This is a genomic window from Myxococcota bacterium (assembly GCA_035498015.1).
Taxonomy (GTDB): domain Bacteria; phylum Myxococcota_A; class UBA9160; order SZUA-336; family SZUA-336; genus VGRW01.
Map to the genome: position 1 here is coordinate 1 of DATKAO010000071.1, position 18,044 is coordinate 18,044.

At 71.3% G+C, this 18,044-nt stretch carries 13 protein-coding genes; 2 read left to right on the top strand and 11 right to left on the bottom strand.

What is annotated here, in order from left to right:
• Together VMR86_05730 and VMR86_05735 are read right to left on the bottom strand one after the other, a co-directional pair.
• Positions 1-365 (bottom strand): outer membrane lipoprotein-sorting protein (locus tag VMR86_05730; GenBank protein HTO06540.1); only part of this gene is annotated, 365 nt, incomplete at its 3' end.
• Entirely contained in the window at positions 362-1,009 is a 648-nt protein-coding gene (locus VMR86_05735) for a helix-turn-helix domain-containing protein (GenBank protein ID HTO06541.1), read from the bottom strand. The genes VMR86_05735 and VMR86_05730, both read right to left, overlap by 4 nt.
• 92 nt (positions 1,010-1,101) lie before the next feature.
• Between VMR86_05735 and ileS the strand changes: the two genes are divergently transcribed.
• Positions 1,102-4,260 (top strand): isoleucine--tRNA ligase, encoded by a 3,159-nt coding sequence (ileS, locus tag VMR86_05740; protein HTO06542.1) that lies wholly within the window; start codon positions 1,102-1,104, stop codon positions 4,258-4,260.
• Here ileS and VMR86_05745 read toward each other — a convergent pair.
• The 5 genes from VMR86_05745 to VMR86_05765 all read right to left on the bottom strand — a co-directional run bounded on the left by VMR86_05745 (position 4,257) and on the right by VMR86_05765 (position 10,986).
• Positions 4,257-7,382 (bottom strand): ankyrin repeat domain-containing protein, encoded by a 3,126-nt coding sequence (locus tag VMR86_05745; protein HTO06543.1) that lies wholly within the window; start codon positions 7,380-7,382, stop codon positions 4,257-4,259. The two genes, ileS and VMR86_05745, sit on opposite strands and share 4 nt — an antisense overlap.
• Positions 7,383-7,477: 95 nt before the next feature.
• On the bottom strand, positions 7,478-8,053 hold the full coding sequence (locus VMR86_05750; GenBank protein HTO06544.1) for an ABC-type transport auxiliary lipoprotein family protein: 576 nt from the start codon (positions 8,051-8,053) through the stop codon (positions 7,478-7,480).
• Positions 8,050-8,976: an MlaD family protein gene (locus tag VMR86_05755; protein ID HTO06545.1), complete on the bottom strand. Its 927-nt coding sequence runs from the start codon at positions 8,974-8,976 to the stop codon at positions 8,050-8,052. The genes VMR86_05750 and VMR86_05755 overlap by 4 nt, the downstream gene beginning before the upstream one ends.
• Complete coding sequence (locus VMR86_05760; protein ID HTO06546.1) at positions 8,973-9,731, bottom strand: ATP-binding cassette domain-containing protein; 759 nt, start codon at positions 9,729-9,731, stop codon at positions 8,973-8,975. The genes VMR86_05755 and VMR86_05760 overlap by 4 nt, the downstream gene beginning before the upstream one ends.
• Complete coding sequence (locus VMR86_05765; GenBank protein HTO06547.1) at positions 9,715-10,986, bottom strand: ABC transporter permease; 1,272 nt, start codon at positions 10,984-10,986, stop codon at positions 9,715-9,717. The genes VMR86_05760 and VMR86_05765 overlap by 17 nt, the downstream gene beginning before the upstream one ends.
• Between VMR86_05765 and VMR86_05770 the strand changes: the two genes are divergently transcribed.
• On the top strand, positions 10,962-11,771 hold the full coding sequence (locus VMR86_05770; GenBank protein ID HTO06548.1) for a crotonase/enoyl-CoA hydratase family protein: 810 nt from the start codon (positions 10,962-10,964) through the stop codon (positions 11,769-11,771). The two genes, VMR86_05765 and VMR86_05770, sit on opposite strands and share 25 nt — an antisense overlap.
• Before the next feature lie 17 nt (positions 11,772-11,788).
• Here VMR86_05770 and VMR86_05775 read toward each other — a convergent pair whose 3' ends face one another.
• The 4 genes from VMR86_05775 to VMR86_05790 all read right to left on the bottom strand — a co-directional run.
• Positions 11,789-13,879, bottom strand: a complete 2,091-nt coding sequence (locus VMR86_05775) for a PQQ-dependent dehydrogenase, methanol/ethanol family (protein HTO06549.1) — start codon at positions 13,877-13,879, stop codon at positions 11,789-11,791.
• Positions 13,880-13,911: 32 nt separating this feature from the next.
• Positions 13,912-15,378: an Asp-tRNA(Asn)/Glu-tRNA(Gln) amidotransferase subunit GatB gene (gene gatB, locus VMR86_05780; protein ID HTO06550.1), complete on the bottom strand. Its 1,467-nt coding sequence runs from the start codon at positions 15,376-15,378 to the stop codon at positions 13,912-13,914.
• A 9-nt stretch (positions 15,379-15,387) separates the two neighbouring features.
• On the bottom strand, positions 15,388-16,479 hold the full coding sequence (locus VMR86_05785) for a glycosyltransferase (protein ID HTO06551.1): 1,092 nt from the start codon (positions 16,477-16,479) through the stop codon (positions 15,388-15,390).
• The coding region (locus VMR86_05790) for a class I tRNA ligase family protein (GenBank protein ID HTO06552.1) at positions 16,476-18,044 on the bottom strand (1,569 nt) is incomplete at its 5' end. The genes VMR86_05790 and VMR86_05785, both read right to left, overlap by 4 nt.

Genomic DNA, 18,044 nt, shown 5'->3' on the forward strand with positions numbered 1-18,044 from the left:
GCCAGGTCGTCGTTGGTGAAGTCACTGCCCATCCAGGACTGCAGCATCATCGAGGGGGGAATGCGCATGGCGCGCTCGACGCGCGGCAGCCAGGTCCAGAACGCGTCCTTCTCGCGCAGGAAGGCGGTGCCTTTGTCCTTCGGTGGCTCGAGCACGCGCGTGAAGCTGCGGTCGTGGGCGCGGTCGTCCCAGCTGCGCACCACCAGCTCGCGCGTCCAGCGCGGCGTGGTGATGGTCATGCGCAGCTTCATCTCGGCGGTGTTGCCGCGCAGCGCATCCTCGGCGCGGCGCACGATCTCGGCGGCGTCCTGCGCGCGCGCGGCGGGCGCGACCAGCAGCAGCAGCGCGAGCAGCCAGCACGTCATGTCTCGAGCCCCTTGCCGAAGATCTCCTCCAGCACCGACCACACCGAGTCGAGCTTCATGTCGGGCTGGGTGAGTCGCAGGAGCGTGAGTCCGGCGATCGCCGCGCCGATCGCCAGCGTCACGTCGCCCGGCGCGAACGGCCGCAGCCGGCCTTCGGCCACGCCGCGCGCCAGGTGTTTCTCGACGATCGTGTTCCAGCGCTCCTGCTTCTGCTCCGTGCGCGCGCGGATGCCCTCGTCCAGGCCCCCCTGCAGGAGGTGCTGGAGTGACAGCTTCACCAGCGGCAGCTCGCGCTCGACGTAGGCCGGCGAGCGCGCGAGCAGCTCGTGCAAGGCGGCCCGCCAGTCGGGCGCGGCGCCCACCGCGCGCGCGAGCTCGACGTCGTGCGCCATCGCGCGGTCCATCAGCGCGAGAAACAGCTCGCGCTTGCCGGCGAAGTGCCAGTAGACCGCTCCCTTGGAGAGCTTCGCGCGCGCGGCGATGTCGTCGACCGAGGTCTCGTGGTAGCCGCGCTTGGCGAAGCAGCGCAGGGCCGCGTCGAGGATCGCGTCGCGCGAGGCCTCGGGCGCCCGGCGGCGCGGCCGCCCCGCTCGATTGCTCGAGCGGCGGAGCGCGCGCCTGCTGCGGGCCGGATCGCGGGCCATGCGGCCCACTCTACCGACCGACTAGTCGGTTTGCAATCGGCGCGCGCCGGGCAGGTGCGGCGCGGGGAGCGGGCGGATAGGATCTTTCGCCCATGAGCGCGCCTCCTGCGCAGAAGTTCTATCCCGAGGTCGAAGCCACACCGAGCTTCCCCTCGATCGAGGAGCGCGTGCTCGCCTACTGGCGCGCGAACCGCATCTTCGAGCGCTCCGTGTCGAACCGGCCCGCCGGCGAGCGCGGCGCCAACGAGTACGTCTTCTACGACGGCCCGCCGTTCGCCAACGGCCTGCCCCACTACGGTCACCTCTTGACCGGCTTCGTGAAGGACATCATCCCGCGCTACCAGACGCTGCGCGGTCGGCGAGTCACTCGCAACTTCGGCTGGGACTGTCACGGGCTGCCCGCCGAGATGGAGGCCGAGAAGGAGCTCGGCATCTCGGGCCGCGCGCGCATCACCGAGTACGGCATCGAGCGCTTCAACGACTACTGCCGCAGCTCGGTGCTGCGCTACACCGAAGCCTGGCAGGAGACGGTGACTCGCCAGGCGCGCTGGGTCGACTTCAAGAACGACTACAAGACCATGGACCTGCCCTACATGGAGAGCGTGCTGTGGGCGTTCAAGCAGCTCTACGAGCGCGGGCTGATCTACGAGGGTTATCGGGTCATGCCCTACTCGTGGGCGGCGCAGACCCCGGTCTCGAACTTCGAGACCCGGCTCGACAACTCCTACCGCGAGCGCCAGGACCCGGCGATCACGGTGCGCTTCACGCTCGCGCCGGGCGCAGGCGACGCGAAGTCACTCGAGCTGTGGGTCTGGACCACGACCCCCTGGACCCTGCCCTCGAACCTGGCGCTGGCCGTGGGCGAGGACATCGAGTACGCGCTCTTCGAGAAGGACGGCCGGCGTCTGGCGCTGGGCGCGGCCACGGTGGAGAAGTTCGGGCCCGAGCTCGCGGGCGCACGCCGCGTGGGGTCGCTGCGCGGCTCCGAGCTCGTGGGCCGCAGCTACGCGCCGCTCTATCCCTTCTTCGCGGGCACGCCCAATGCCTTCCGCGTGCTGCCCGGCAGCTTCGTCGACACCGCCGAGGGCACGGGCGTGGTGCACATGGCGCCCGGCTTCGGCGAGGACGACATGGCGGCCTGTGTGGCGGCGGGCATCCCGGTGCTGGTGCCCGTGGACGAGGCCGGGAAGTTCACCTCCGAAGTGACTCCCTGGGCCGGCCAGCTGGTGTTCGACGCGAACAAGCCGATCATCCGCGACCTGAAGGACCGCGGCGCGCTGGTGAAGCAGGACACGATCGTCCACAACTACCCGCACTGCTGGCGCACCGACCAGCCGCTGATCTACCGCGCGATGAGCTCGTGGTTCGTCAAAGTGACCGAGTTCCGCGACCGCATGGTGGAGCTGAACCAGCAGGTCCGCTGGATCCCGGGACACATCCGCGACGGCCTGTTCGGCAAGTGGCTCGAGGGCGCGCGCGACTGGTCGATCAGCCGCAACCGCTTCTGGGGCTCGCCGATCCCGGTCTGGCGCTCCGACGATCCCGCCTTCCCGCGCATCGACGTGTACGGGTCACTCGACGAGCTCGAGCGCGACTTCGGCGTGCGCCCGCACGACCTGCACCGGCCCGGCATCGACCAGCTCGTGCGCCCCAACCCCGACGACCCGTCGGGCCGGGCCATGATGCGCCGCGTGCCCGACGTGCTCGACTGCTGGTTCGAGTCGGGCTCCATGTTCTACGCACAGGTGCACTACCCGTTCGAGAAGCGCGAGTGGTTCGACACTCACTTTCCGGCCGACTTCATCACCGAGTACGTCGCCCAGACGCGCGGCTGGTTCTACACCATGCACGTGCTGGCCACGGCGCTCTTCGACCGGCCGGCGTTCGCGAACTGCATCTGTCACGGCGTGGTGCTGGACGAGAACGGGCAGAAGCTCTCCAAGCGCCTGCGCAACTATCCGAGCCCCGAAGAGGTGTTCGCGAGCTACGGCGCCGACGCGCTGCGCTGGTTCCTGTGCGGCTCGCCGATCCTGCGCGGCGCGGACCTGCAGATCGACCGCGAGGGCCACGTGATCCGCGAGATCGTGCGGCTCGTGCTGCGCCCGATCTGGAACGCCTACTACTTCTTCTGTCTCTACGCGAACGCGGACGGCGTGCGCGCGACGCTGCGCTGCGACGCCCGAGGCGTGCTCGACCGCTACATCCTGGCCAAGACCGGCGACGTGGTGCGCGGCGTCGAGAAGTCACTCGACGCGTACGACATCCCCGGCGCCTGCGCCGAGGTCGCGGCGTTCATCGACGCGCTCAACAACTGGTACATCCGCCGCAGCCGCGACCGCTTCTGGGCCGAGGACGGCAGCGCCGACAAGCGCGACGCCTACGACACGCTCTACACGGCGCTGGTGCTCTTGCTGCGCGCCGCGAGCCCGCTCTTGCCGCTGCTCAGCGAGGAGGTCTACCGCGGGCTGACTCGCGAGGAGAGCGTGCACCTCTCGGACTGGCCCGACTCCGCGGCCCTGCCCTCCGAGCCCGAGCTGGTGCGCGCCATGGACCGCGCGCGCGAGGTGTGCTCCGCCGCGCTCGCGCTGCGCCGCGCGCACGACGTGCGCGTGCGCCAGCCGCTGCGCGAGCTGACCGTCGCGGGCGCCGACGTCGACGGCCTGCGCCCGTTCACGGGGCTGGTCGCCGACGAGGTCAACGTGAAGACGGTCTCGCTCTCGGCCGAGATCGAGCGCTTCGCGAGCTTCAAGCTGGCAGTGAACGCGCGCAGCGTGGGCAAGCGGCTGGGCAAGAAGACACAAGAGGTGATCGCCGCGGCGAAGGCCGGCCGCTGGAAGCAGACCGCCCCCGACACGGTCGAGGTCGCCGGCGAGTCACTGCGCGGCGACGACTACCAGCTCCTGCTCGAGCCGCGGCCCGGCGTGATCTGCCAGCCGCTGGGCTCGAACGACGCGATCGTGATCCTCGACGTGACGCTCGACGAGGAGCTCGCCGCCGAGGGTGTGGCGCGCGACGTGGTGCGCGCCGTGCAACAGGCCCGGCGCGAGGCGGGTCTGCACGTCTCGGATCGGATCCGCGTGGCGCTCGAGCTGCCGGAAGACTGGCGCGCGGCGGCGGAGCGCTTCCGCGGCTACATCGCCGAGCAGACGCTGGCCAGCGAGCTCTTGCTGGGCGCCGCGCGCGCCGGCCAGACGACTCACTCGGTCGAGGTCAGCGGCGAAACGCTGCGCGTCGCGCTCGCGCGCGCCTAGGGCGTCGCGGTCTCGGGCCGCGCCAGCGGCTCGGTCTTCTCGGTCTTCTCGGCCTTGTCGGCTCTCTCGCCCTTCTCGCCCTTCTGGGCGTCGCTCTTGGCGAGGTGCTGGTCGATCAGCTGGACGATCGCCGTGGCCTTGCGCGTCTCGGCCAGGCTGCGCGCAGTCACTCCGCCGCGGCCGCGCGTGTCCGCCTTCGCGCCCTTCGACAGGAGAAACGCCACCACGTCGACCTGGCCGGCGGCGGCCGCGACCATGAGCGGGGTGTAGCCGCGCTCCTCGCGGTTCTCCTTGTCGGCGCCGTGGTCGATCAGGACCGCCACCGCGCTCACGTTGCCGGCGTTGGCCGCGAACGAGAGCGCGCACATGCCGTCGCGGTCGCGGGTGTTCGGGTCGACCTTGACCTGCATCAACATCGCGATGATCCGCGTCTTGTCGGAGCTGGCCGCGGCCATGAGCGGCGTGGCGCCGAGGTCGTTCTGCAGCTCCGGATGCGCGCCGCGGCGCAAGAGCTCGACCGCGATCTCCTCCCGACCCCCGAGCGCCGCGTGCAAGAGCGGCGTCCAGCCGCGGAAGTCACGCGCGTCGGGAGACAGGCCCTTGTCGAGCAGGCGCTTGAGCTTGGGCAGGTCGCCCTCCTTCGCCGCCTGCACGAGCTCGGCCTCCTCGCGCAGCTTCGCGCGCTCGGGCGTGAGCTTGGCGGGGTCCTCGGCGAGCAGCTGGAGCCAGCGCTTCGAGGCATCGTCGTCGATCAGCGCCACCACCTCGCGTTTGTCGCGCTCGTAGGCCTCCGTCATGGGCGTGCGGCCCTTCGCGTCGCGCGCGAGCGGATCGGCGCCCAGGCGCAGCAGGACGCGCACCACCTCGAGGTAGCCGCCGCGCGCCGCGAGGTGCAGCGCGGTCTGGCCCGCGGTGCTCACGGCGTTGACGTCCGCACCGTTCCGGCTGAGCGCAGTCACGATGTCACTCGAGCCGCGCGAGGCCGCGCGCATCATGGCCGTCTGGTGCTCGCGGTCGGCCTGGTTCGCGTCCGCGCCCGCCTCGAGCAGCACCGTCACCAGGTCGTAGTCACCGCTGCGGGCCGCGTGCAGCAACGCGGTCTCGCCGTTCGCCGCGGCGGCATTCGTCTCCGCGCCCTTGGCCAGGAGCTTCTTGGCGATCGCGGCCTGGCCGCTGCTCGCCGCCTGGATCAGCGCAGTGCGGCCCGCGGGGTCGCGCAGGTTCGGGTTGGCGCCGTGCGCGAGCAACAGGTCGACCATGTCCGCGGCGCCCTTGCCGACGGCGTACATGAGCGGCGTCTGGCCGTTGCGGCTGGCAGCGTCGACGTTCGCGCCCCGGTCGAGCAAGTCACTCGCGATCTGGAGCTGACCCGAGGCGACCGCGGTGCGCAGCGCCGTGGCCCCGCCGTCATCCTTGAGCTCGAGCTGCGCGCCCGAGCTCAGCAGGAGCCCGACGGTCATCTTCTGACCCGCTGCGGCGGCGATCATGAGCGCGGTGCGGCCGTCGCCGTCGCGCGCATCCACCGCCGAGCCGGACTTGATCTCCTCGAGCACCGTGGCCTCGTTGCCGCGCGCCGCCGCCTCCATGAGCGCCGTGCGCACGCCGTGCACGCCGCCCGTGCCGTCGTGCGGCGCGTTCTCGGCCTTCTCCAGCTCCTCCGCCAGGCGCTTGAAGCCCGCGGCTTCGGCGAGCTGGCGCGCGCTCTTGCCGCTCGTCGACTTCTTCAGCGGGTCGGCGCCGGCGGCGAGCAGCACCTTGGCGACCTCGAGGTTCCCGGTGGCGGCCGCGCCCATGAGCGGCGTGAGCTTCTCGGCTCCAGCCAGCGGGTCGACGCTGGCGCGGTGCGCGAGCAGGAGTCGCAAGATCTTGACGTAGCCACGGACCGAAGCGTGAGTGAGTGCGGTGGCGCCTTCCTTGTCCGCAATGTCGACCTTCGCGCCCGACTTCAAGAGCTCCTCGGCCGCCTCGTAGTGATTGCCGGCGCAAGCGAGGATCAGCGCGGTCTGGCCGTCGTCGTCCTGCACGTTGACGTCGGCGCCGTCGTCGATCAGCGTGCGCGCGTAGCGGTGCATGCCGAGCGCGGCGGCGTCGAGCAGCGTGGTGCGGCCGTTCTTGCCGCGCGTGTGTACGTCGGACTCGGTGAACATCGGGCCGGAGGTGTTGCCCGCGTACACGCGCGCCACATTCTCTTGTGACTGCTCGATCGCGACCACGATCGCCTCCGCGCCGTCCGCGTTCACGCGGTGCGGGTCGCCGCCGGCGTCGACCAGCTTGAGCGCGATCTCGGGATCGCCCTTGCGCGCAGCCGCGTGGAGCGCCGTGTCTCCGCCGACCGCGGCGCGGTTCGGGTCCGCGTGCGCCTTGAGCAGCGCGTCGACCAGCTCGCGGTCACCGGCGCGCACCGCGAAGATCAGCGGAGTGATTCCGTCGGGGCCGGCGACGTTCACGTCGGCCTTGCCCTGGATCAGCTCCTCCACGACTTTGGAGCGGCCGCGCTTCGCCGCGGCCAGGATCGCCGTCGCCCCGTCGCGCCGCCGGATCTCGGTGTCGGCCTTGCCGTAGAGCAGCGCGCGCACCACGTCCTCGTGGCCTTCGATCGAGCCGGCGATCAGCGCGGTCGTGCCGCTGCGGTCGGCCGCGTTGGGATTCGCGCCGTGCTGGAGCAGTGCGCGCACCACGCCCACGTTGCCGCGCGCGGCGGCGCGCATGAGCGGGGTCTGGCCGCTCTGGTCGGCCTCGTCGACCGGTGCGCCGGCCTCGAGCAGCGCTTCGGTGAGTCGCGCGTCCTCCTGCTGCGCCGTGAGCAGGAGCGGAGTGTCTCCCCGCGGCGTCCTCACCTTCGGGTTGGCGCCCTTCTGCAGGAGCAGGAGGATCACCTCGCGCCGGCCGTTCAGCGCTGCGTGCATGAGCGGCGTCCAGCCGTCGCGGTCGACCACGTCGGGGGAGACCCCGCGCGACAGGATGCGCCCCACGCTGGGCAGGTCGCCCTCGCGCGCGGCCTGGTCGATCAGGTCCACGTCCGTGTCCGAGGCCGTGTTCGTCGCGGGCGTCGCTGCCGCCGCGGCCATTCGTGGCGCGAGCGCGAGTGCGGCGGCGAGGACCAGGTGCGTGATGCGGCGCATGGCTTTCGTATCGGATCAGCGCGGGGGCGCTTCGGGATGGGATACCCGGAACGGCCGGGCACTTCGACCCGAGGGGGCACAGGCTACCAAACGGTTCAGAAAGCGTGGGAGCCCGCAGCTTCGGCGGCCGCGGTCCCGACCTGGCCCACGACTTCGGCGAGCGCGGCGCCCAGCGCGTCGGCCACGTCCTTGGGGTCGCCGCCGGAGATCGGCTTGCGCGCCTCGAACGTGCGGTCGATCAGCGTCTCGCCCTTGGCGTTGGTGAGCACCACGTCGAGCGCGACCGCGGCCTCGTGGGCGGGCGCGAGCAGCTCGTCGAAGGCCTCGAGGCTCGACTTCAGGCTGGCCGCGTTCACGGAGCTCGTGCGCACGAAGCCGCGCCGATCGAACAGCTCGTCCTCGAGCGCAGCCTGCGCGAAGCGCGCCGGTGACTCGGTCCAGCGCAGCAGGTCGTAGAAGCCGATCTCCACGCCGTTTCGCCACACCATGCGGTCGCGCAGATAGGCGGCAGCGCGCACGCGGCGCACGCGCAACAGGTCTCCGCCGTGCGTCGGGTCGGGCGGCGAGGCGCGCGGCACGACCGGCGTGAAGTAGCGCGGCTCGAGCGGCGGCTGCGCAGTCAGGCAGCCGGCGGCCAGGACCGCGGCGGCGAACGCGGCGGCGAGTCTCACGGGCGCGGACCCTTGGCGGGCGGCGGCGCGGCACGCCCGCGCACGAGCGCGGCGGGATCGCGCTCGAGGTAGTCGGTGAGCGCGCGCACCGAGTCGAGCGTCTCCTGCAGCGTCGTGAGACTCTCGCGCGTGTCTTCGGCGGTGGCGCTGACCTCGTTCGAGAAAGTCGTGACTGCGGCCGCGGCGTCGCGCACGGAAGCGGTGGTGGTCGACAGCTTGGCCGCCTTGAGCTCGGTCTCGACCGCGGCCGCGGTCTTCTCGAGCTGCGCGCCGGTGCGCTCGTACTGGGCGAGCAGGCGCACCACTGCGCCGTCGTCGGCGAGCAGCGGCTTCAGCACGTTGCGCACGTCTTCCACGGAGTCCGCCAGCCGCTGCAGCGTCTCACTCGCGCGCATGGTCAGCATGGGCAGCTGCGTGCCGACGTCGACCGCCGCCTCCTCGATGCTCTTCAGCGTCGACGGCGTCGAGGGCAGATAGTCGGGGCCGGGATCGAACGGCAGCTTCTCTTCGGGGAAGCGCCGCGCGTCGAAGAAGTCGATCGACAGGAACTTCACGCCGGTGAGTCCCGGCGAGACGAGCTGGATGCGCAGCACCCGGTCGCCGCTCGGCGACTGCTGCAGGCCGTTGCCCTGGCTCTCGGACAGACCGAGCCGGCGCAGCACGTCCTCGTACACCAGACTCACGACCCTCACGTGCCGCAGGTCGGACGCCACCGAGATCTCGGACACCGTGCCCACGGTGACGCCGCGGAACTTGATCGGCGAGCCGGCCTCGAGCCCCTGCACCGACTCGTCGAAGTAGGTCACGAGCCGCCGCGCCGCGCGGTTCCAGTCGGCCGCGCCCAGCCAGATCAAGAGACCCATCGTGAGCGCCATGCCGGCCAGCACGAAAGCCCCGAGCTTGTAGTAGTTCGTCTGGTTCATGACTCCGCCTCGGCGACCGCGGGCTTGCGGTTGAAGAAGGCCACCACGCGCGGATCGCGGCTGTGGTCACGCAGGTCCGCGGGCGCGCCCAGCGCGATCGGACCCTTGGCTTCCCGATCCAGCATGAGACAGCGCCCCGCGATCGCGAAGATGCTGGGAAGCTCGTGGGTCACCAGGACAAGCGTCGTGCCGAGCCCGCGGTTCAGCGTGAGCAGGAGCTCGTCGAGCTCGGCCGAGGTGATCGGGTCGAGCCCGGCGCTGGGCTCGTCGAGGTAGACCAGCGGCGGCTCGAGCGCGAGCGCGCGCGCGATGCCGGCGCGCTTCTTCATGCCGCCCGAGAGCTCGGCCGGCAGGTGGTTCTCGAAGCCGCCCAGGCCGACCAGCTCGAGCTTGCTGCGCACCACCGCTTCGACGGCCTCGGGCGGCAGGTCGGTCCAGGTGGTGAGCGGCAGCCCCACGTTCTCGCCCAGGGTCATCGAGCCGAACAGCGCGCCGGATTGGAACAAGACGCCCGCGATCGGCGCGCTCGAGCCGAGGGCTGGCGGCGCGCCGTCGACCAGGATCTCGCCGCGCATCGGCTCGGCCAGCCCGATCAGGTGGCGCAGCAGCGTCGACTTGCCGCTGCCGCTGCCGCCCAGGATCGCGAAGATCTCGCCGCGCCGGACCTGGAAGTCGATGTTCTCGAGCAGCACCTCGCCGTCGTAGCCGACCGCGACGCCCGACACCGAAATGTGTGGGTCAGATGTCCCAGGCATAGAACACCAGCGTCCAGGCCGCGTCGATGATCACCAGCGAGAACAGCATGGTCACGACCGCCGAGGTGGTCGCGCGGCCCACGCCCTCGGCGCCGCCGCGCGTGGCCAGACCCCACTTGCAGCCGATCAGCGCGATCGCGATCGCGAACGCCAGCGACTTGATCAGGCCCGTGGCGATGTTCCAGAAGGTGAGCCGCAGGCGCGTCTCGGTCATGTACGCGGTGAAGGTGAGGTCGAGGCCGAGCACGCCGACGGTCGCGCCGCCCAGGATCGCCACGGCGTCGCCGAGCAGCGCCAGGATCGGCACCATGGCCGAGAGCGCGATCACGCGCGGCAGCACGAGATAGGGGAACGGGTCGAGGCCGATGGTGCGCAGCGCGTCGACCTCTTCCGACACGCGCATCGTGCCGAGCTCGGCCGCGAACGCCGCGCCCGAGCGGCCAGCTGCGACGATCGCGACCATGAGCGGCCCGAACTCGCGAGTCACTCCGATGGCGATGCCGTCGGCCACGAAGATGTCGGCGCCGTAACGGTGCAGGGTGATCGCGCCCTGGAAGGCGCTGACCAGCCCGACCAGGAAGGTGATCAGGGCGACGATCGGCAGCGCGTCGGCGCCGGAGCGCTCCATCAGCGAGACCGTGGTGCGCCAGGGGATGCGCCGCGGGTTGCGGATCGCGCCGCCCGCGGCCACGACCGTGCGGCCCACGAAGTCGAGCACCTCGAACCCGAAGCGCGAGATCAACGCCGTGTTCCAGCCGATCTGCTCGACCACGCCCGGGTGCGCGCGCTTGTCGCGCGGAGTCACTCCGTGCGGGCGCGCCGCGACCAGCTCCAGGATCGAGTCGACCCGGCCCGAGGCGCCCGTGATCTCGGTCTCCAGCCCGCGTTCGCGCAGCTCGTCGCGCAGCTCCAGCAAGAGGGCCGCGCTCGCGGCATCGAGCGTGCGCAGCCGGCCCAGGTCGATGTGCACCCGCCGCGCGCTCTCGTCCACCAGCTCGCGCAGGCGCGCGATCGCGGCGAACGCACCACGCAGTGAGAGCTGGCCGCTCAGCTCGAGATCGGCACGGCCGGGCTCCCGATCGGTGCGCTCGACGTTCCAGTCGGGCGGCGCTGCGGAGAGATTCGCGCTCAGTGGATGCGTTCTCCGTGGCTCAGGCTGCCCAGTCGCTCGCGGAGCGTCAAGGCGTCGCGGTAGGATGGCGGTCCACCCACGCCACGAAGGAGCCCGCCGTGTCCGACCGAGTGAGGATCGAATATCGAGAAGGCGTCGCGGACGTGCGCATGACTCGCACCGACAAGATGAACGCGATCGACTCCGAAATGTTCACGGCGCTGGGCGAGGCCGGGCGCGCGCTCGCGGCCGACCGGAGCGTGCGCGCGGTGGTGCTCTCGGGCGAGGGCCGCGCGTTCTGCGCCGGCCTCGACATGGGGAGCTTCGCGGCGATGGCCGGCCCGCGCAGCGGCGGCGGCGGCGAAGCGGACCCGAAGCTCTTCGAGCGCTCGCAGAGTGGGGCGAATCGCGCACAGCTCGCGGCCTGGATCTGGCAGGAGCTGCCGATGCCCGTGATCGCAGCCATACACGGAGTTGCGTACGGCGGCGGCCTGCAGATCGCCCTGGGCGCCGACATCCGCCTCGTGACCGCCGACGCGCGGCTCTCGGTCATGGAGGTGAAGTGGGGGCTCATCCCCGACATGTCCGGCACGCAGACGCTGCGCCGGCTGGTGCGCGACGACGTCGCGAAGGAGCTCACCTTCACCGGCCGGGTCGTGTCGGGCAGCGAAGCGGTCGCGCTCGGCCTGGCGACGCGCGTCTCGGAGAAGCCGCTCGACGATGCGCTGGCGCTGGCGCGCGAGATCGCGGGCAGGAGCCCCGACGCGGTGCGGGCCGCCAAGAAGCTCTTGCAGGCGTCGTGGCAGGGCTCGGTCGCGGACGGGCTGTTGCTCGAAGAGCAGCTGCAGCGATCGCTGATCGGGAAGCCCAATCAGGTCGAGGCGGTGAAGGCCAACCTGGAGAAGCGGGCGCCGGTGTTCAAAGACTAGGGGCGTCGCTGCGCGGGTCAGTGAATGCCCGACTCTTCGGCCCGATGCTCGAGATAGGTCCGCAGCTTCGCCACGTCCGTTTCGGCGAGATACTGGCCGAACGAGGGCATGCCGGCGCCGCGCAGCGCTCCGTGCAGCACGATGTCGGGCAACGCCGCCTTCGTCTCCGGCGAGATCTTGCGCAGGTCCTTCATGCCGACCATCGCGACGGCCGCGCCGCCGTGACACGAGGCGCAGTACTTGTGGTAGATGCGCTCGCCGTCGTAGACCTCGCCCGGCGCGGTGATGCGGTCGAGGACGGTCTGCGGAGCGGGTGGCTCGGCCGAGCCGAGCGCGTAGGTGAGCAGCCGCCCCTTGCCGTCGCCGGCGGCGTCGCGCGCGACGTCGCCGGCCGCCAGGCCGAAGGCGCCGCCCCAGCCCGCGACCACGGAGACGTACTGCTTGCCGTCGAGCAGATAGGTGACCGGCGCGGCGATCACGCCCGTGCCGGTGTGTGACTCCCAGAGCTGCACGCCGTCGTCCGCGCGGTAGGCCACGAAGCGTGCGTCGGACGTGCCCTGGAACACCAGGTTCCCGCCGGTCGAGAGCAGGCCGCCGTTCCAGGGCAGCGCGTACGGATGGCGCCAGGCCTCTTTCTGATTGACCGGATCCCAGGCCACGAGCGCGCCCTTCATGGTGTCCTTCGAGAGCAGCGCGAACACGTTGAAGTCGGTCGCCGTGTTCCAGGCGCCGGGCTGCGGCTTGAAGTCGGGGTCGGCGCGGTACGCGCCCAGGATGTCGTGAGTCGGAATGTAGACGAGCCCCGTCTTCGGGCTGTACGACATGGGGTGCCAGTTGTGACCGCCGAAGGCCGTGGGCTTCACGAACGCCAGCCCGTCGCGGTAGTCCTGGCCAGGGTTCTCGACCGGCCGGCCCGTCGACTTGTCGACGTGACTCGCCCAGGTCACCTCCACGTACTTCTCGGCCGAGATCAGCTCGCCGGTCTTGCGGTCGAGCACGTAGAAGAAGCCGTTCTTCGGCGCCTGCATCAGCACCTGGCGCACGCGTCCGCCGAGCTTCAGGTCGGCCAGGATGATGTGCTGGGTCGCGGTGAAGTCCCAGTTGTCGCCGGGCGTGGTCTGGTAGTGCCAGACCAGCTCGCCGTTCGACGGGTTCAGCGCCAGGATCGACGAGAGATACAAGTTGTCGCCACCACCCGGGCTGCGCCGCTCGCGCACCCACGGCGAGCCGTTGCCCGTGCCCACGTACAACAGGTTCAGCTCGGGGTCGTAGGCCATGGAGTCCCACACGGTCCCGCCGCCGCCGAGCTTCCACCACTCCCCCTTCCAGGTCTCGGCCGCTTGCTCGAGCGCCTTGGACTCGAACGGCTGCGAGGGGTCACCCGGCACGGTGTAAGTCCGCCAGAGCATCTTCCCGGACTCGGCGTCGTAGGCCGACACGTAGCCGCGTACCCCTAGCTCGGCGCCGCCGTTGCCGATGATCACCTTGCCGTCGATCACGCGCGGCGCGCCGGTGATCGTGTAGGGGAGTGACTGGTCGACGGTCAGCACCTGCCAGACCGGCGTGCCGGTCTTCTCGTCCAGCGCCGCGAGCCGCCCGTCGAGCACGCCCACGTAGACCTTGCCCTTGTAGAGCGCGACGCCGCGGTTCACCACGTCGCAGCAGGCCTTCTGCGCGACGATCTTCTCGACCGCCGGGTCCCAGCGCCACAGCTGCTTGCCGCTGCGCGCGTCCAGCGCGAACACCACGCTCCACGAGCCGGTGAAGAAGATCACGCCGTCGTGGACGATCGGCGTGGCTTCGTGGCCCCGAGTGAGTCCCGTCTCGAAGCTCCACACTTCGTGCATGCGCCCGACCGTGCTGGTGTTGATCTGGTCGAGCGGGCTGTAGCGCTGCTCCGCGTAGGTGCGGCCGGTCGTGAGCCACTCGCCCACGTCGGCGTCGGCGCCGCGCAGTCGCGCGTCGTCGACCGCCTCGCCTTCCACCGCGCCGCCGGCGGGCGTCGCGGCCGCGGGCGCCTCGCCCGGCGCAGCCTGCTCGCGCTCGCGTCCGCCGCACGCCGCGGCCAGCAGCGCCGCGGCGATTCCCACCAGCGCTTGCCTGCGCATGGTTCCCCCCTGTGTGTCGAATGAGCGCCGCGCTACGCGAGAAGTCGGGTCAGGACCTCGCGCAGCCGCGCAGGATCGGCCTTGCCCCCCGTGGCCTTCATGACCTGGCCCACGAAGAAGTTCAGAAGCTTGCTGTCTCCCGCCCGGTATTTCGCGACCTGCGGCGCGTTGGCCGCGATCACCGCCCGCGCGTGCTCTTCGAGCGCGCCGGCGTCCGAGACCGCCTCGAGCCCGCGCGCGCGCACGATCGCCTCGGCGCGCTGGCCGCTCTGCGCCATCTCGGCGAACACCTCGCGCGCCGAAGCGGCGGTGATCCGCCCCGCGTCGACCAGCTTCAAGAGCTCCACCAGATGCGCCGGAGTGAGTGGCAGCTCGCGCAGCGGCTTGCCCGCCTCGGTCGCCGCCGCGAGCACGTCGCGCATGACCCAGTTGGAGACCGCCTTCGGCTGACCGTGCGCCTGGACGACGGCCTCGAAGAAGTCGGCCACGTCGCGGTCCTCGGTGAGCACCGCCGCGTCGTAGGCCGGGAGCCCGAAGGCTTCGCGGTAGCGCGCGCGCCGCGCCTGCGGCAGCTCGGGCAGCTTCTTGCGCTGTGCCTCGAGCCAGGCGGGCTCGAGACGCAGCGGCGGCAGGTCGGGGTCCGGGAAGTAGCGGTAGTCGTCCGCATGCTCCTTGCCGCGCATCGGGCTCGACTTTCCCGCGCGGTCGTCCCAGTGCAAAGTCTCCTGACTCACCTTGCCGCCCGCCTCGATCAGCTCGACCTGGCGCTCGATCTCGTGCGCGATCGCGCGCTCGACGAAGCGGAACGAGTTCAGGTTCTTGAGCTCCGTGCGCGTGCCGAGCTTGGGGTCGCCCACGCGCCGCACCGAGACGTTGGCGTCGCAGCGGAACTGGCCCTTCTCCATGTCGGCGTCGGACACGTCGAGATAGCGCAGCACCTGGCGCAGGCTGCGCAGGTAGGCGCCGGCTTCGGCCGGCGAGTGGATCTGCGGCTCGGACACGATCTCGATCAAGGGCGCGCCCGCGCGGTTCAGGTCGACGTGAGTCACCCCGCCGCCGGTCACCGCGTCGTCGTGCACGTTCTTGGCCGCGTCCTCTTCCATGTGGATGCGCGTGAGCCCGATCGCGCGCGGCTCGCCGTCGTCTTCCAGCGGCACCGCCCCGCGCTTGGCGAACGGCTCGTCGTACTGCGAGATCTGATAGCCCTTGGGCAGGTCGGGATAGAAGTAGTGCTTGCGCGCGAAGGTCGAGAGCGGCTGCAGCTCGCAGCCCAGGCCCAGCGCGGCGCGCACCGCCAGCTCGACGGCATTCTCGTTCAGCACCGGCAGCACGCCGGGCAGGCCGAGGTCGACCTCGGTGGTCTGTGAGTTGGGCGGCGCGCCGAACGCGTTGGGCGCCGAGCTGAAGAGCTTCGACTGAGTCTTGAGCTGGGCGTGGACCTCCAGCCCGATCACCGCTTCCCAGCCCTTCGGAGTCTTGAATGCAGCGCCTTCGGCCATCGCGCGAAGTTATCCCGCAGCCTCGGGATTTACGAGGAGCTCGGTGTAGTCGCGAATCACGTGCGCCAGGCGGAACTCTTCCGGCAGACGCGCGCGCGGCGGCGGCTCGGGGCCGAGCGCGCGGGCCAGCGCGCGCGCGAGCCCGCGCACGTCGCCGTCGGCCACGAGCTGCGCGCCCGGAATGGCCGAGACGATCTCGCGCGTGCCGCCGGGACAATCGAAGGCCACCAGCCGCGCGCCGCACGCCGCCGCCTCGAGCACGGCCACCGGCAGCCCCTCGCGGCGCGAGCTCTGCGCGAACACGTGCGCGAAGCGCATCCACGGGTAGGGCTCGGCCTGGTAGCCCGCGAAGTGCACGCGGTCGGAGAGACCGAGCCCCGCGCTCTGCGCCTCGAGCGCCGCGCGGTCCGGTCCGTCTCCCACCAGCCAGAGCTGCGCGCGGATCCCGCCGGTCACCAGCAGCGCAAACGCCTCGATCAGCCGGTCGTAGCCCTTCACGGCACTGAGTCGCCCCACGCCGACCACGTGCGGGCCGTCGCCGCTGAACGGCGAGCTGCCGTGCGCGAGCGCCGACTCGATGCGTGACTCGTCGATCGGATTGCGGATCATGCGGATGCGCGCCGGGTCGAGCCCGAAGCTCGAGACCAGGTCGTCGGCGATCGCGTGCGAGCAGGCCACGATGCGCTGCGCGCGCGGGTACAGCAGCCGGTAGGCCGCGCGCCACAGCGCCGGGCGGCCCTGCTCGGAGACCTCCACCGACAGCGTGGTGTGCTCGATCGGCACCACCGCCGTGCCGCGCGGCAGGAGCGGCCGCGCGGCCAGGATCAAGAGGTTGAGATAGCCCAGGTTGGGCACGATCACGTCGGGCCGCAGGCGCCGCGTGAGCCGCGCCAGCGGCAGGAGCGCGCGCCGCACGCGGCCCGCGCCCAGGTCGTGCACCGTCACGTCGGCCGGGATCTGCGACAGGAACTCGCCCGCGTGCTCGACCAGCCCCAGGTGCAGCTCGAAGTGACTGCGCGGCAGGCTCTGCAGGAGCAGCGTCACCACGCGCTCCGCGCCGCCCAGGCGCAGGCTCGGGATGAGGAAGAGGACGCGCCTCACGGCACCAGGTTGATCAGCCGCCCCGGCACGAAGATCACGCGCCGCGGCTCCTTCCCGGCCAGGTGCTTGCGCACGTTCTCGTCGGCCTGCGCGGCCGCGCGCACCGCGGCCTCGTCCGCGTCGGCCGGCACGCGCACGCGCGCGCGCAGCTTGCCCGCCACCTGGACGCTGATCTCGACCTCGTCCACGGCGAGGAACGCCGGATCGGCCACCGGCCAGGGCGCCCGCGCGAGTGACTCGGAGTGGCCCAGGCACTCCCACAGCTCCTCGGCCAGGTGCGCCGCCAGCGGGGCGAGCATGAGCACGAACGGCTCGACCAGCGCGCGCGTGACCGGCGCGTCCTTCTCGACGTCGCGCACGAACACCATGAGCTGCGAGATCGCGGTGTTGAACTCGAGCTTCTCGCAGTCCTCGGTCACCTTCGCGATCGTGCGCGCCAGGAGGCGCCTCTGCTCGTCGCTGCCCGGACCGGGCGCGAACGCGCGCAGCCGATCGCCGCCCTCGTGCTCTTCGAGCACCAGCCGGTACGCGCGCCCGAGGAAGCGCGCGACGCCGGGAACGCCGTCGGTCGACCAGGGCGCGGCCTTGCCCAGCGGGCCGATGAACATCTCGTACAGGCGCATCGCGTCGGCGCCGAACTCCTCGATCACCTCGTCGGGACTCACCACGTTTCCGCGGCTCTTCGACATCTTCTCGATCACTTCCTCGAGGTCGACGTCGGTGTTCGGCGCCAGCGCCTTGCCCTCGCGCCAGCGCACCTGGCCGGGCTCGACCCACTCCTCGCTGAGCTCGGCGCCCGAGCCCACGTGCAGGGGGGTCTCGCCTTCGAAGCGCACGTCGGCGCGCGAGAAGTACTTGGGCGTGGCCTGTGAGTCGTCGCGGAACAGGCGGTAGCTCTTGCCCTGGATCATGCCGGGGTTGAGCAGCTTCTGGAACGGCTCCTTCGTGTGCACGAGACCCAGGTCGTAGAGCACCTTGTGCCAGAAGCGCGCGTAGAGCAGGTGCAGCACCGCGTGCTCCGCGCCGCCCACGTACAGGTCGACGTTCATCCAGTAGCGCTCGGCCTCGGGCGAGAACGGGGCGTTGTCGTTGTGCGGGTCGGTGAAGCGCAGGTAGTACCAGCAGCTCCCGGCCCACTGCGGCATGGTGTTCGTGTCTCGCTGCGCGGGCCGGCCGGTGTCGGGGTCGGTCGTGGCGACCCACTTCGGCACCTTGGCCAGCGGCGCCTCGAAGCTGCCGGTCGGACGGTAGTCCTCGAGCTCGGGCAGCCGCACGGGCAGCTGTGACTCGGGCACGAGCTTCGCCTTGCCGTCCTCGGTGTGGATCACGGGAAACGGCTCGCCCCAGTAGCGCTGCCGGCTGAACAGCCAGTCGCGCAGCTTGTAGCTCACGGCGCGCTTGCCCACGCCGTGCTCCTCGAGCCACGCGATCATCTTCTCCTTGGCTTCCGTCGTGGGCAGGCCGTCGAGGAAGCCGGAGTTCACGGCGACGCCCTCGCCCTCGAACGGCAGCTCGCCGCCCTCGACCACGCGCACGATCGGCAGACCGAACTCGGTGGCGAAGGC

What these genes read in the sequence shown, in the direction of transcription:
- VMR86_05735 (HTO06541.1), bottom strand. Translation starts at nt 1,009, where the DNA reads ATGGCCCGCGATCCGGCCCGCAGCAGGCGCGCGCTCCGCCGCTCGAGC.
- ileS (HTO06542.1), top strand. Translation starts at nt 1,102, where the DNA reads ATGAGCGCGCCTCCTGCGCAGAAGTTCTATCCCGAGGTCGAAGCCACA.
- VMR86_05745 (HTO06543.1), bottom strand. Translation starts at nt 7,382, where the DNA reads ATGCGCCGCATCACGCACCTGGTCCTCGCCGCCGCACTCGCGCTCGCG.
- VMR86_05755 (HTO06545.1), bottom strand. Translation starts at nt 8,976, where the DNA reads ATGAACCAGACGAACTACTACAAGCTCGGGGCTTTCGTGCTGGCCGGC.
- VMR86_05760 (HTO06546.1), bottom strand. Translation starts at nt 9,731, where the DNA reads ATGCCTGGGACATCTGACCCACACATTTCGGTGTCGGGCGTCGCGGTC.
- VMR86_05775 (HTO06549.1), bottom strand. Translation starts at nt 13,879, where the DNA reads ATGCGCAGGCAAGCGCTGGTGGGAATCGCCGCGGCGCTGCTGGCCGCG.
- gatB (HTO06550.1), bottom strand. Translation starts at nt 15,378, where the DNA reads ATGGCCGAAGGCGCTGCATTCAAGACTCCGAAGGGCTGGGAAGCGGTG.